General features: G+C 66.4%; 13 protein-coding genes and 3 pseudogenes. 7 read left to right on the top strand and 9 right to left on the bottom strand.

Annotation, left to right across the window (positions count from 1 at the left end; genetic code table 11):
- Window positions 1–7: 7 nt before the first annotated feature.
- Window positions 8–856: an SDR family oxidoreductase gene (locus CJ179_RS28395; protein WP_095863548.1), complete on the bottom strand. Its 849-nt coding sequence runs from the start codon at window positions 854–856 to the stop codon at window positions 8–10.
- Between the two features lie 92 nt (window positions 857–948).
- Here CJ179_RS28395 and CJ179_RS53820 point away from each other — a divergent pair.
- Window positions 949–1,800: pseudogene (locus CJ179_RS53820) on the top strand (hypothetical protein).
- Window positions 1,801–1,844: 44 nt separating this feature from the next.
- Here the strand turns inward: CJ179_RS53820 and CJ179_RS28385 are convergent.
- Together CJ179_RS28385 and CJ179_RS28380 are read right to left on the bottom strand one after the other, a co-directional pair.
- Entirely contained in the window at window positions 1,845–2,255 is a 411-nt protein-coding gene (locus tag CJ179_RS28385; protein WP_244163847.1) for an anti-sigma factor, read from the bottom strand.
- A gap of 158 nt (window positions 2,256–2,413) precedes the next feature.
- Window positions 2,414–2,563, bottom strand: a pseudogene (locus CJ179_RS28380) (cyclase); the annotation flags it as partial.
- A 380-nt stretch (window positions 2,564–2,943) separates the two neighbouring features.
- Between CJ179_RS28380 and CJ179_RS28375 the strand changes: the two are divergent.
- A complete protein-coding gene (locus CJ179_RS28375; protein ID WP_095863547.1) occupies window positions 2,944–3,591 on the top strand; it encodes a PAS and ANTAR domain-containing protein in 648 nt (215 codons plus the stop codon).
- Between the two features lie 102 nt (window positions 3,592–3,693).
- On the opposite strand, the gene CJ179_RS28370 is transcribed toward CJ179_RS28375, so the two are convergent.
- Together CJ179_RS28370 and CJ179_RS52890 are read right to left on the bottom strand one after the other, a co-directional pair.
- Window positions 3,694–4,029: a hypothetical protein gene (locus CJ179_RS28370; RefSeq protein ID WP_257015809.1), complete on the bottom strand. Its 336-nt coding sequence runs from the start codon at window positions 4,027–4,029 to the stop codon at window positions 3,694–3,696.
- Between the two features lie 874 nt (window positions 4,030–4,903).
- Window positions 4,904–5,239 (bottom strand): hypothetical protein, encoded by a 336-nt coding sequence (locus tag CJ179_RS52890; RefSeq protein ID WP_257015808.1) that lies wholly within the window; start codon window positions 5,237–5,239, stop codon window positions 4,904–4,906.
- Window positions 5,240–5,812: 573 nt separating this feature from the next.
- Between CJ179_RS52890 and CJ179_RS28360 the strand changes: the two genes are divergently transcribed.
- Entirely contained in the window at window positions 5,813–6,157 is a 345-nt protein-coding gene (locus CJ179_RS28360) for a WhiB family transcriptional regulator (protein ID WP_095863546.1), read from the top strand.
- 149 nt (window positions 6,158–6,306) lie between these two features.
- On the opposite strand, the pseudogene CJ179_RS28355 reads toward CJ179_RS28360, so the two are convergent.
- Window positions 6,307–6,690 (bottom strand): annotated as a pseudogene (locus CJ179_RS28355) (YihY/virulence factor BrkB family protein); the annotation flags it as partial.
- A gap of 29 nt (window positions 6,691–6,719) precedes the next feature.
- Here CJ179_RS28355 and CJ179_RS28350 point away from each other — a divergent pair.
- Window positions 6,720–7,427 (top strand): LysR substrate-binding domain-containing protein, encoded by a 708-nt coding sequence (locus CJ179_RS28350; RefSeq protein WP_095863644.1) that lies wholly within the window; start codon window positions 6,720–6,722, stop codon window positions 7,425–7,427.
- A 119-nt stretch (window positions 7,428–7,546) separates the two neighbouring features.
- On the opposite strand, the gene CJ179_RS28345 is transcribed toward CJ179_RS28350, so the two are convergent.
- A complete protein-coding gene (locus CJ179_RS28345) occupies window positions 7,547–8,719 on the bottom strand; it encodes an epoxide hydrolase family protein (protein WP_095863545.1) in 1,173 nt (390 codons plus the stop codon).
- 103 nt (window positions 8,720–8,822) lie between these two features.
- Between CJ179_RS28345 and CJ179_RS28340 the strand changes: the two genes are divergently transcribed.
- On the top strand, window positions 8,823–9,398 hold the full coding sequence (locus CJ179_RS28340; RefSeq protein WP_095863544.1) for an ABATE domain-containing protein: 576 nt from the start codon (window positions 8,823–8,825) through the stop codon (window positions 9,396–9,398).
- Here the strand turns inward: CJ179_RS28340 and CJ179_RS28335 are convergent.
- The gene (locus CJ179_RS28335) at window positions 9,387–10,214 is read right to left on the bottom strand and encodes an alpha/beta fold hydrolase (RefSeq protein ID WP_095863643.1); all 828 of its coding nucleotides are present in this window, start codon (window positions 10,212–10,214) and stop codon (window positions 9,387–9,389) included. The genes CJ179_RS28340 and CJ179_RS28335 overlap by 12 nt on opposite strands.
- A 62-nt stretch (window positions 10,215–10,276) precedes the next feature.
- Here CJ179_RS28335 and CJ179_RS28330 point away from each other — a divergent pair, with 62 nt between their 5' ends.
- Window positions 10,277–10,942, top strand: a complete 666-nt coding sequence (locus CJ179_RS28330) for a TetR/AcrR family transcriptional regulator (RefSeq protein WP_095863543.1) — start codon at window positions 10,277–10,279, stop codon at window positions 10,940–10,942.
- Between the two features lie 24 nt (window positions 10,943–10,966).
- Here the strand turns inward: CJ179_RS28330 and CJ179_RS28325 are convergent, their stop codons facing one another.
- Window positions 10,967–12,253, bottom strand: a complete 1,287-nt coding sequence (locus CJ179_RS28325; protein ID WP_095863542.1) for a glutamate dehydrogenase — start codon at window positions 12,251–12,253, stop codon at window positions 10,967–10,969.
- Between the two features lie 186 nt (window positions 12,254–12,439).
- On the opposite strand from CJ179_RS28325, the gene CJ179_RS28320 reads away from it, so the two are divergent.
- On the top strand, window positions 12,440–13,363 hold the full coding sequence (locus CJ179_RS28320; protein ID WP_072946813.1) for a LysR family transcriptional regulator: 924 nt from the start codon (window positions 12,440–12,442) through the stop codon (window positions 13,361–13,363).
- Window positions 13,364–13,376: the final 13 nt, after the last annotated feature.

Below are 13,376 nucleotides of genomic sequence, written 5' to 3'. Positions count from 1 at the left end.
CACGCCGTCAGCCCGGCAGTGTCTCGCCACCCAGTGGGGCGAGCACTTCCCCCGAGTAGTAGGAGGACAGCAGACCGGAAGCGAAGAACACGTAGGACGGCGCGATCTCGTCGGGCTGGGCGGCCCGCCCGTAGGGGGCCTGCTTCCCGAATTCCGCGACCTTCTCCTCGTCCATGGTCGCCGGGATCAGTGGTGTCCAGACCGGTCCGGGAGCAACACAATTGACGCGAATTCCGCGATCCAACAAGGTCTGAGCCAACGAATACGTCAACGCCGTCACAGCACCCTTGGTCGCGGAATAGTCGATCAGCGACTTGTTCCCGCGCAATCCGTTGACCGAACCGGTGTTGATGATGGCGGAACCCCGGCCGAGATGCGGTACCGCCGCCTTCGTCACGTGGAAGTAGCTGTCGATGTTCACCGAAAACGTGCGCCGCCACTGCTCATCGGACAACTCGAGGAAGTCGTCGACCGGTTCCTGGTAGGCGGCATTGTTGACGACGATGTCGAGTCCGCCCAGTTCCGAGACCGTGCGGGCCACCACGTCGCGACAGTGCGCCGGCGAGGCCAGGTCGCCGGCGAAGGTGCGGCAGCGCCGCCCTTGTTTTTCGACCAGCTCGGCCGTGTGCGCCGCGTCGTCGCTCTCCTCGAGGTAGGCGATGGCCACGTCGGCGCCCTCTTTCGCGAACGCCACCGCCACGGCGCGGCCGATTCCCGAATCACCCCCGGTCACCAGCGCCCGTTTGCCTTTCAGCAATTCGTTGCCCCGGTACGCGCGCATCTCGTCCTGCGGTTCTTCGGCCATGTCCGCGGTGCGGCCGGGGTAGTCGATTGCGTGCGGGGTGTGTTCGCTCATGCACCTCTCCGATCAGTGGCGAGTCACGTGTCGGGTACCCGGCCCACGAAAAGGTGAATCGGCGGGCGCACAGCGACTGGGTACCGGACCGCATGGATCAGTCACCCGCACCGATGTTGGAGGCACTGGCCGACTACCACCACCGTGACCGGTACGGGTTCACCCGCCCGGGCACCGGCAGGGCCGCGGCGCCGATCGACGCGTCACGGAGGTGCTCGGGATCGACCCGTTCCGTTCCGATGTGCTCGCCGCCTTCGGTCTGGACGACCGCACCTCGAGCGGCCGCTATCTCGCCGACGCCGAAGACCTCATGGCCGAGGCGGCGGGAGCCGATCAGGCATTCTTCTCCACCTGTGGGAGCTCGCTGTCGGTGAAGGCAGCGATGATGGCCGTTGCCGGGAACCACCCGGGCGGCCTGATCGTCGGCCGTGATTCGCACAAATCGATCGTCGCGGGCCTGATCTTCAGCAGAGTCACACCGCGACCGGCGCGACCGGGTACCAGTGCGCCGACTGGCTCCGCAGCCACTGCCGGTTGGACGTCGGCATGGCCGACCACCGGCGCCTCCTCGCCACCATGTCCATGGCCGACGACGAGCACACCACCGACCGACTGCTTCGGGCCCTCACCGAGATGAGCTCTGCCACCGCCTCCTTCGCGCCCGCGACCTCCCCAGCCCCGAAGAACTGCAGCTCGAGTCCGAGATGGAACCGGGTGATGCGTTCTTCGGCACGGCGGAGATGATCGCTACCGACAGTGCTGCCGGACGGATCGCGGCCGAACAGCTCACCCCGTATCCGCCGGGAATTCCGGCCGTCGTGCCCGGCGAACGACTCGACACCGCCGTCATCGACTACCTGCGCAGCGGACACGCCGCGCGAATGGCCGTGCCCGACGCCACTGATTCGACTCTGAAGACGTTGAGGGTCGCCGCGGCCGGCTGACCTGCAAGGACCATCGGTCGACGTATCATCCGGCAATGGTCGCCTCAGCGGCGTCCGCGGCGCTGTTTGATGAACGCCACCACAACTTCGCGCTCGCCCGACGACTCCCCCAGCAGGTCGGTGGTCAGCACGCGGTCCGTCAGTGCCTCCAATGACCGCCACCTCGCACCAGGGTACCGCGGAAGGCCTCGGTGCGACGTGACCGCAGTGGTCAGCAGAAAAGCAGACCCCGACACCTCGAACGAACAGCGCAGCGGAGAACCGAGCGTCGCCGCGTCGATCAGCGCGGCGCCCACCTCGTCGACCGCGCGGGTGATGTCCGCGATCTCGGTGAGCAGGAAGCCGCGCCGGTGGGCCAACGTCCGCGCGACCGCCCGAATGATCGGCAACTGATCCCGGGCCGCCTCGACCCGCAACTCGGTGGTGCTCTGCGGCCGGGCGCTCACCTTGTTCACCCCCGTTTCCGCCATTCGTTCCGCCGATCTGTGAATGCCGAGCGCTGCACGCTCGGCACCCTTCGCCGCCCGGGCTGTCACGATTACTCGGAAGCTACTGCAGCGCAATACCATCACGAGACCCTGTCGAGTCAGGGGTGGATCGATCGACCTCTCGACGCCATCACCGGCGTTTTCTCGTCGTCGAATCGATGGAGGGTGATGACCCCGGCGTGGTTGGGACCGGAGTCGGAATTCCAGGCCACCCGTTCGTCCGCATGCTGCTCGGTGATGGTGGCGTCGAACTCGCACACCTGCCCCGCCACATCGGTAGCCTCGGTGATTGCGCTCATGACGACCGCTTACCCGACGATCCCGCGTCCAACCCACCGTTCCATGCCGGATTCAACTTCGAGCCCGCCGGACGGGAAACAAGTCCTCTCCGCGACACAGTGCGGCCTCACGGAGCCGCGGGGACTCGCAGAGTCGCGCCCAGCCGCCGGGCAGGGCGAACTGGGCTGTTCCAGCGATTACCCCTCCGACGCCTGTTTTACGCTCGGGCACCGCAGCCGATTCCGGCGAAGGTCGACCACGTTGCCCCCGCCGCGGGCGTACTCGGCGCCCTCGCCTTCCGCATCCGATTCGTATCTTTCACGCTTCGAGTCTGATAGCACCTGCGCACCGTGTGACGGTGCGCTAGAAAGTAGTCGTGGATTCAGAGCAGGTGTTCGGTGGTGGTGAGCCACAGCGGGTGGGTAGTTTCCGCTTCTACCTGGACGGGCAACGGTGGGAATGGTCCGACACCGTCGCACTGATGCACGGCTACCGGCCCGGTGAAGTCACCCCGACCACCGAACTGCTGCTCTCCCACAAACACCCCGAGGACCACCCGCACGTCGCCCGGGTCCTGGACCGGATGATCAACGACGCCGAACCGTTCAGCAGCAAACACCGCATCATCGACACCACCGGCAAGGTCCGACAGGTCGTGGTCGTCGGCGACCGCATGCACGACGACAGCGGCGCCGTCATCGGCACGACCGGCTTCTACATCGATATCACCGACTCCCACCGCAACGACGTCAAAGACTCCGTCGACGAAACCGTCGCCGCCCTCGAGCAATCGCGGGCGGTGATCGAGCAGGCAAAAGGGGCCCTGATGCTGGTCTACGGTATCCCCGCCGACCGCGCGTTCGACATCCTGACCTGGCGCTCCCAGGAAACAAATATCCGGCTCCGCACCCTGGCCGAACGAATCGTCGCCAGATTCGGCGAGCTCGAACCCGACACCGGCCTGCGCACCCGGTTCGACCACCTGTTGCTCACCGCACACCACCGACCAACTCGCTCGAGCTGAGGGGCGTTTGCCCGGTCTTCCGGCTCATCGCCGGCCCGCCGACCACAAAAGCCTCACAGCGGTGAGGCCGTCACCGAAGACACCCGGGCGGTGCCCGAGCCGTCACCCTTCCTGTGCGGTGGCCATGTATGGTGGGTCGGGAAGGTCGACATCGAGAACGAAGTCCAGCCAGATCAGGGCGTCTGCCAAGATTTCCGCGCGCAGGGTGATGTCGAATTGTTCAGCGGCAGTGAGCGACCGCTCTCCCTCTACCAGATCCTCGGCGAGGAACGCCGACACCGTCCGCAGCACCCAACGCTCCGACGCCGGCAAAGCGTCGCCGTCGACGTACCGTCCTTCCGCGAAGCGAACGTCGAGGACCAACGTCTCCTCCGGACCCGCGCCACCCAGCCGCGTGACGACCACACCGACAGTGGCGTCGACAACCCACGCGAGCACATCGCCGTATACCGGCCGGCTTAGCTATGCCCTGACGCGCGAAACCGGAATCCGCCATCTACCCATCGGGCGTACCGACCCCATCACAGCCGGGTCCGCTCAGCGGAAGAGCAGCCAGCACTTCAGAGTGGGTAATCCCCGTGTATTGCGCCTGTCTCGTTGCGATACGGCCGAGCGGAGTCGCGCGGTATACCCGTCACCATGAGGAGCGAACACCCTTGTAGCGCAGCGCTCCCCAATTCTATCGGTTCGACGTCTGGCGACGAACGTTGCTGCAGGTTGCGCGCGTCAGTGCTCGCCGGAAATGTCCAGCACGGCAAGCGCGGCCCACAGACCATCCGCGGCCAAGGCGATCGCCGGCCACGCACCGGGTAGGGGTTGGTGTCGTCGGACCGATTCCTCGAACGACTCGAGGCGCGAGCGGGCTTCAGGCAGAGCGGTCTGCACGACGTGCAGGTAGGGCTCTCGATGGTGGGCCGGGTCCCAGGTGAGTTCGTCGAATGCGGCCGAGAATGCCTCGAGTAGCCCGCTGCTTCGTGTCGAAGATGCTCCGAGTCCGGGTTACCTGCCGTCCGATCATCGGCGTCGGTGAGTACCTCCGCAGCAACCTCCAACACTGACGCATACAGCAAGGTGTCGTCGAGAACAGTTGCTATCGGGTGGTATACCTGCGATCCGCCTACCTTGGTCCAGCCGGGGCTACGAAGGTTGCCGCGCAAGCTTTCCCGGCCCTCGCGCAGCGCAGCGCCGGCGCCGGTCGACTTGTGCAGATCCCACACCCGTTGCCGTCCTCGATCACTGTCGTGACGGCCGGTCCGGAGGCTGTGGGCAAGACCGGCAAGCAGGGTCGAGAGTTCATGAGCACGTTGCAGAATCAGATCGCGGGCCGTGGAAAGCTGGGCGCGGTGATCGATACCCACATCCCGTCCGGCGCCAACCACCGGCTGCGGCCGAGGATCGTCCCGACCGCGACCGCACCCGCGATGGCGGTGAGTTCAGGCAGGGTGCCAGCCGCCAACGCGGCAACGAGCACGCCGAGGATCACGACCGTGACCTGACGTGCGGCGGCGGACACCGAGCTGCGGACCGTGGTGCCGATGATGAACAAGGCGGCGTAGGGCGCAAGGAAGGACTCCGGACTCTGCAACACTCGATCGGCCGGCAACCAGGCGGTCAGCACCGCCACCGTGCACTTCACGGCGGACACCACCCCCGGATGCTGTAGCGCTCTGCGCAGCCAGGTACCCCAGCCACCCGCAAGGGGTCGCCGCGTCTGAGTACCGGCCCGCGCGGGAAAAGGCCATCTCATGTCCACCCTTGTACCCATTCGATCGTCTCGGTTCACCGGTCCGTGTCCATGCGCGGGTTTGTACCATCGAACACACCCGCACGGGCGCGCTCTGGACCGGCAGCGCGCGCTCACCACCCGATGTGATGCCAGTTACTGTCGAGCGATTCCTCTCAACCGTCCACCGGTGTTCCGATAGCGTCAGCATCACACCCTTTCACCCACTCTTTCGAGACGTGAAGGGTGCGGGGCCTCCGACACCCGGGCGCCTCCTGATCCCCGATGTCGAGCCATGGCATCACCCACCGAGACCGTTCACTTTCGACTGCGGACCCGGTGCAGTACAGATCGCCATCCAGGCCCGGTCTGCCACTGCCCCTTGTCTCTTCGGTCACACCCGTCGGCGACCGGCCCAGGCCCCGCCCGCTCCTAACGTGCCCTGCTCTTGCCGGCGGATCGCGTCACTGTTCGACACCGAAAGCGACCCATCCCGCAATGCCTGATCATTCGCACCACCACATCGACCGCAACTGGCAGCGCCGCGCCTCCTGCCGGGGAACCGACACCGAGGTGTTCTTCTCCCCGGACGGTGAACGCGGCCGCGGCCGCGGCCGCGGCCAGCGCGAGCACACCGCCAAACAAATCTGTCTGAACTGCCCCGTCCTCACCGAGTGCCGCGCCCACGCCCTCACCGCCGAAAGTCACGGCATCTGGGGCGGCATGTCCGAATCCGAACGCGCCCGCCACACCCGACGAACCCGCCGCGCGGCCGCCCGCCCCAGGGAGCGCGTCCCGGCACCGGACCCTTCAACCTTGCGGATCCGAACACCCAGAGCGTGAGGATGGCGGCCTGGGCGGGCAGACGACGCCGCTCGATGGTTCGCCCTGCAAGGCCGGGGTACTCGCCCGGTGCGCGGCGCGGGCGGCTCGACATCGGTTCGAACTCGGCGCAGCTGCAGATCGTCGAGGCGACTGCCGGTGCGCCGCCGTTACCGCTCCACCGCATCGACGTCGGCGGTGTGACCGTCACTCTCGCGTAATGCCCTGCCCTGCTGGACATACTGCTCGTACTTCTCCGCGTTCCTGTCCGAAACCCGGGTATCTCGCGGCGGCAACTGCAATTCGTCCTCGGCCGGCATGCCGGCCTGCAACTCCCGTCCACGTTCGAGTTCGGCATCCAGTTCGGCGCCGAAGAGCAACGCCAGATTGGTAATCCACAACCACAACAGGAACACGATGACTCCGGCCAGGGAGCCGTAGGTCTTGTTGTAGCTGCCGAAGTTGGCGACGTAGAGCCCGAACAGGACCGACGCCACGATCCATGTGACGATGGCGAGGAACGCACCGGCGCTGATCCAACGGAACTTCGGCTGCACGCACCGTGTTACGGCACGCCGCCATCATGCGGGCTCAGTGGGAGTTAGCCCAGAGCGAGCTCGCAGAAACGGTGGACGAGCCGTCCGGCCCGTACACCTTGTGTGGGTTTTCAACGGCGTCAACACAATTACTGCCTTATGCCGGCAAAACTCTACGCGATCGCCATCCCCGCCTCCGCGTGCGTCTGGTTCAGGCCGATCCCGCCGAATGCTTCAGGCTGCTGCAGATGGAGGAGGCGGACCTCGCCCTGGTGATGGTGACCGCGGACTCCCCTCCCCTGGACGATCTCCGCTTTGATCAACAGTTGCTGGTGGACGACCCGTTGGATCTGGTCGTGCCCGCGAATCATCCATTGACATCCCGCCGACGAGTCACGCTCGCCGACGCCGCTGACGAGCCCTGGGTGGTCGGGACCCCTGGTGGGGCATACCACCAACTCACCGTGACCGCCTGCGTCGCAGCTGGATTCACACCCAACATCGCTCACCAGGCCGACGAGTGGGAGACCGGTGCGGCAATAGTTTCTCAGGATATGGGGGTCATGCTCGTGCCACGGCTGTGGCTACTGAGTTCGGAGTGGGCAGTCACCCGAATCAGGTTGTCAGGTGAACCTGTGCCCGCCCGCAAGATCGTTGCCGCCACTCGCAAGGGCGCCGCACGTCATCCGCTCGTCGCAGAGACACTCGAACTCGTCAAAGCACGATGCGAAACCCTGCACTCGACTCCACCCTGAGGTTCCGGAAGTGCGCCGTACATCGCGTTGCAACTGTCCGGCGCGTCGACTGCGGTCGCCTGGATGGGAACGCATTGTGCGCCTGGAGCGGCTGGTCACAAGGGTCGACCCCGCCGCGTTCACCGATTGGCGGCCAGCACTGCCGCGAGGCCTTCTTGCAGGTCCTTGACGAAATACTCCGGAACCTCCAGCGAGGGGAAATGTCCCCCGGTTTCGGGCGACCTCCATCGGACGATGTGTCGGTACCGCTCTTGTGCCCAGGGGCGCGGGCACTTCTCGATGTCGCGGGGATACATGGTGATTGCCGACGGGACGTCGACCCGGAGTTCGGGATCGAGCGAGTTGTGGCTTTCGTAGTAGATGCGGGCCGCCGATGCGCCGGTCCGCGTCAGCCAGTACAGGGTGACGTCGTCGAGAATTCTGTCTCTGGACATCGTCTCGAACGGGCTGTCTTCGGTGTCCGACCACTCGGCGAATTTGTCCAGGATCCAGGCGAGCAGCCCGACCGGCGAGTCGACGAGCGAGTAACCGATGGTCTGCGGTCGGGTCGCCTGCTGCTTCGCATACGCCGCGCGGTGGTGCCAGAAATCGCGGGTTTCCTCGGTCCACTTGCGCTCGACCGCCGTCAGCCCGTCCGTCGTCAAACCGGGTGGTGCCTCCGCGAACAATGTGTGGATGCCGAGAACGTGCGCCGGGAACCGGCCGCCGAGGACCGTGGTGATGTTGCCTCCCCAGTCGCCGCCGTGGGCTGCGAACTTGCTGTAGCCGAGCCGTCCCATCAGTTCTACCCATGCGGCCGCGATCTTTTCGGTTCCCCACCCGGTGGTGGCAGGCTTGTCGCTGTAACCGAATCCCGGCAGCGACGGGACGACGACGTGGAACGCCGGCGCGTCTGCATCTTTCGGATCGGCCAGCTCGTCTACGACATCGACGAACTCGGCAATGCTGCCGGGCCAGCCGTGCGTCAGGACCAGCGGAGTGGCATCTGCGCGCGCGGATCGGCGGTGCAGGAAGTGGATTCCCAGATCGTCGACGGTCGTGCGGAACTGGCCGATCCGGTTGAGGCGTTCTTCGAACGACCGCCAGTTGTACCCGGTGCGCCAGTAGTCCACGACGTCGACGAGGTCGGCGAGAGGAACGCCCTGTTCCCATCGGCGAGGGCCGGGCGCGGCGCGATAGACCGTCTCGGCCTCCGGTAGTCGCGCCGCGGCCAGTCGCGCGCGCAGATCGTCGAGATCGGCGTCGGGTGCGTGGGCTTCGAATGCGTGGACGTCGCTGGTTAGGCGGGGCATGAGACCTCCTGGTCACCGTGGAACCGGCTAGGAACTTTTGCGAACCGTCTAAGCCGGTTCTAGCACGCCTTCATGCCGTCGCGCAACCAGCTAAGGTGGTTCCATGCGTGCCGAGTTCCCCGACTTCCGCCTCGGTAGCGTGCTGGCGACCAGCTTCACGGCGACTCTGACGGAGCGTCGCGGCGACGCCGTGGAGCGCATTCCCACGCCGCAGCGACTCGTCGACTGGCTGGCAGTGAGCGGCCTCGCCGTGGACTCCTGCACCGCCGCCCAGCTCGACCTCGCTCGGGAACTGCGGGAGGCGATTCACGCCGCCGCGACTGCGGCCGCGATACACGAACCTCTCCCCGCATTCGCTGTCCACGTCATCAATGACCGCAGCGCTCAGGGCCGGGCCGCAGCGATCCTGACGCCCGAGGGCAATCGTCGATGGCGGCTCAGCTCGGCGTCGTGTGTGGAAGATGCCCTGGGCGTGATCGCCGCCGACGCGATCAGCATCATCGCAGGCGAACGAGACGGAAAATTGGCCCTGTGCGCATCGCCGACCTGCCAGGCCGCCTTCTTCGACACCAGCCAAAGTCGCACCCGCAAATGGTGTGACATGAACACGTGCGGGAATCGCCAGAAGAAGGCGCGCTTCACTGCCAACCAGCGCAAGAACCCCAGATCAGCGGACTGATCGTTGCCTTGACGCCGTAGATCCGAAGAAGGCCGCGAACGTCCGGATCAGCTGGGCCGGGGCGCGGTTGATGCCGTCATGGCCCCCGCGGACCGCTGCTGCACGGGCGTGGGGCAGTGCCGCAGCAAGGGCATCGTTGAGTTGTTCGTAATAGGGCGGTCCGTCCGCACCCCTCAGCAACAGAACCTCCGCAGTCACCCCCGCCCAGCGACTCGGCGGACCGTCGGCGCGTGCGATTGCCTGCGACTCGTCCAACGTCATGGGCAACAAGGCACCCATGGTGCGCCCGACGGGAGTGCGCAACAACAGTCGGCTCATAGCGATCTGCACCCCCAGAGGCAGGGCGCTCGCCCGCGACTGGGTGTTGATGCCGGCCCCGGTGATCGCCATCGCGCGTGCAACGTCGCCGTCCCGGGCCGCTGCCCTGGCGCTGTCCAGCCACTGCGCGGGGAAGAGACCGTTCACGGACACTGCTGCGTCGTAGAGCGCGAGACGCACGATGGGCAGTTGCAGGGCCGCCGTCAGGGCGATGAACCCACCGCTGCTGTGGCCGATAACGTCAGTTGCGCCGGTGTGTTCGAGCACAGTCCCCAGGTCGTCGACGTCCTCCTGAACGTCGTAGGGCTCCGAACGGGGCGGCGCATCTGCGCGTCCGCGTCGGTTATAGAGATGCACGGTGAAGCTATCCGACAGTTTGCGCGCCAGTCGGCGATAGGAATCGATCGTCACCCCGCCGCCATGAACGACCACCAGAGCAGGGCCGTCACCAACCGTGTGCAGGACGACGTCGCCCGCTCGTTCAACCCGCTCTTGCATCGCTGCCTCCCTGAATGCGTGCACAACAATAGCAAACAGTGTTCGCAGTTTAGGATTGTGAGGTGCGCGACGACCCACACCGACCCCACGAACACAATGCCTCCGCCAGGGAGACACCGCCGCGCCGACGAGGTCCGGTCCCCGCGCACAGCCGCGACGACATCGCTGCCGCCGCAATAACACTCACGGATCACGAAGGCTTGGCCGGTCTGTCCATGCGGGCCGTTGCCGCATCGCTGGGTACCGGTGCAGCGTCGCTGTACCGGTACGTGGCATCGCGGGACGAACTTCTCGCGCTGATGACCGATCACGTCATGCGCGAGCTCCGCCCGTACCCAGCCGGCCATGATCAGTGGTTGGACGCCATGCTCGAGATGTCACGTCGACAGTTGCACCTGTATCGGCGTCACTCCTGGCTCGTCGACGTCACCCAGCAATCGCCCGCCTTCGGTCCCGAAGCCCTGGCCTGGCTGGACCACTGCCTGCAGGTACTCGAACCAGTCACGGCCTCCAGTCGGGCAAAATTTGAAGCGATCGCGATGGCGACGGGAGTCACGACGTTGTTCGCTCGCAGCGAGCTCGCTTCACAGCCCGCACTTCCCCCGATCGACAGCCATACGTATCCGCACGTGGCCAGGGCGATCTCCGCTGACGCAACTCCTGCGCCCACCGATCGGGACCTCTTCGAGGATGCCTTGCGCAGCCTCCTGGTCGGTCTGCTGTCCTGAGAACGGAGTCGTTGGCCGGACCGTTTACGGGATGGTGAGCGGCACTGCCAGAGGATCGCCCGGTGCCGGCGCGCGGCGGTTGGCCGCGACGAGGTCCCACGCAGTGTGCCGCGGCGTCACGCCGTCCAGCATCCATTGGCCGAGCAGCAACGCGACCTTGGCCAGCATCTCGGTACGCAACCGCAGGAACGAGTCCTCCGGGTCGGTGCCGACCTGACCGAGCAGTACCCACCAGGCCCAGGCGACTGCTCCGGCATTGGCAACGAAGTCCGGGACCACCGGAATGCCCCGGCCGGTGAGCACCGCCTCGGCCTGCGGGGTTGTCGCGGCATTCGCAGCTTCGATCACGACTTTCGCGGCGACGTGGTCGACGTTGTCCGTCGTGATCGCATAGGAGATCGCGGCCGGGACGAGGATGTCTGCCGCAGTGGCGATCACAGCCGCGCGCGGCAACCGCTGAACATGCGAGGGGACGCGGGAGCGGTCGATCTCGCCGTAGCCGTTCCGCAGGTCGAGCAGCGCGGGAACGTCCAGGCCGTCGGGGCAGTACAGCGTGCCGACGGCGTCGGCGACAGCAACCACGCGCATACCGGCCTCGTGCAGGTACCAGGCCGCGCCGCCCCCCATGGTGCCGATGCCCTGGATTGCCACCGTGGTGTCGGCCGGAGCCCATCCACTTGCATTCACGGTACCGATGCAGGCCTGCGCGACTCCGTAACCGCCGATCACATCGCCCAGCAGAAAACCGCCGGCCACCGGGGCGTTCAACGCGGCCCGCACCCGGCGCAGAGTCCTCTGCGGATCTTCCGCACGGCTGATCGCCGCATGGTAGGACTGCTGAAGACCCAGCCGCGCGAAGACGTCGTCGATCAGATGCTGCGGCACCCCCAGATCCTCCGCGGTCACCCAGTGCGCGTCCAGCCACGGGCGCATCGCCTGACAGAACCGCTCCAGCACACCGACGGCGCGGGGGTCCTTCGGGTCGAAGTCGATGCCGCCCTTCGCGCCGCCGACGGGCAGGTCGAAAACCGCGGTCTTGGCAGCCATGCCGCCGGCCAGGTCCTCCACCTCCGACATCGTGCAGCCTGCCCGCATGCGGGTGCCCCCGGTGGCCAGGTCGGACACCAACGTGTGCACGACGAGGTAGCCCTGAGCTCCGGTGACCGGATCGGACCAGGTCATACGCAGCAGGGGCTCACCGCTGCGCACGGTCGCCACATCGACCCGACGCTGCGGCGCAGTGTTCTCACGGTGGTCGTACTCACGGTGCTCGGGGGTGCGCCCGAACCCGGATTCCGTCGTCGTCGTCACCTCGAGTTACCCCAATCGTCCTCGGAAGATCATCGCCGTTTCGGCCATTCGGCCGATGACGTCAGAGTGCGCTCCCCGGTGACCGGGCGTCCAGTTAAGAATCTTGAATGATTGCGTTCACGCTTTCTACACAGCGCGACGCGTGGTCCGATTGGACGGTTCGGACCGGATGCATAGGCTGGGGGCATGGAGCTGTCTCTGCGCCGGTTGCGGATGCTTCGGGAGTTGCACCGCCGAGGCACCGTGACAGCCGCCGCGCAGGCCTTGCACTACACCACGTCCGCGGTATCCCAACAGCTCACCCAGCTCGAACGCGACGTCGGCGCAAAGCTATTCGAGCGGCGTGGTCGGCGGGTACAACTCACGGAGATCGGCCTGCTCCTCGCCGAACACGCTGAGGAGATCATGCGATCGGTGGACCGCGCGACCTCCGCCCTCGAGCAAACGCAGGAGGGCGTCACCGCCCGATTGACCGTTGGCGTGTGGGCGTCCGTCGCGTCGGGCCTGCTGCCGAGTGCGCTGTCGTTGCTGGCCGCCGAACATCCCGGCATCGAGGTGCGGACGAAAGAACTCGCGCCGGAGGACACCGCAGTCGCAGTACGGGACGGCTCGCTGGACTTCTCGTTCGTGATCAACTATTCCGACTACCCGATGCCGTGGGACCCGGAGTTGACCAGAGTGGTGATCGCGGTGGAGCGACTGCACGCAGCGCTGCCACCGGGAACGGTGTCCGCCAGAACCATGGCGTTGGCGGACCTCGCCGAGCATCCCTGGATCCTCGCGGGACCCACTTCGCATTTCGGCCGCGCGGTGCGCTCGGCCTGTCAGCGTTGCGGATTCGAACCCAAGATCAACCATGAGGTCGGCGAGCAGGCGACGGCACTCGCGATGGTGTCCGCGGGCCTGGGGGTCACCCTCGTCTCCGATCTCGGATTGACGCTGCGCCCGCCGGGCATGGACGTCGTCGCGCTCACCGAACCGGTCATGCGGACGATCTCCATCGCCCATCGGGGGACGGAAGCACACCGCCAGCCGCTGCAACTGGTGATCGACGCCGTGCGGGCCGCGGCGGCCGCACAGGGGCTCGCTGCGCGGTCGCCGTACCCATAGCCGACGACACACC

Source organism: Rhodococcus sp. ACS1 (assembly GCF_002300155.1).
GTDB lineage: Bacteria > Actinomycetota > Actinomycetes > Mycobacteriales > Mycobacteriaceae > Rhodococcus_F > Rhodococcus_F koreensis.
This window is presented reverse-complemented; position numbering and strand designations above follow the sequence as displayed.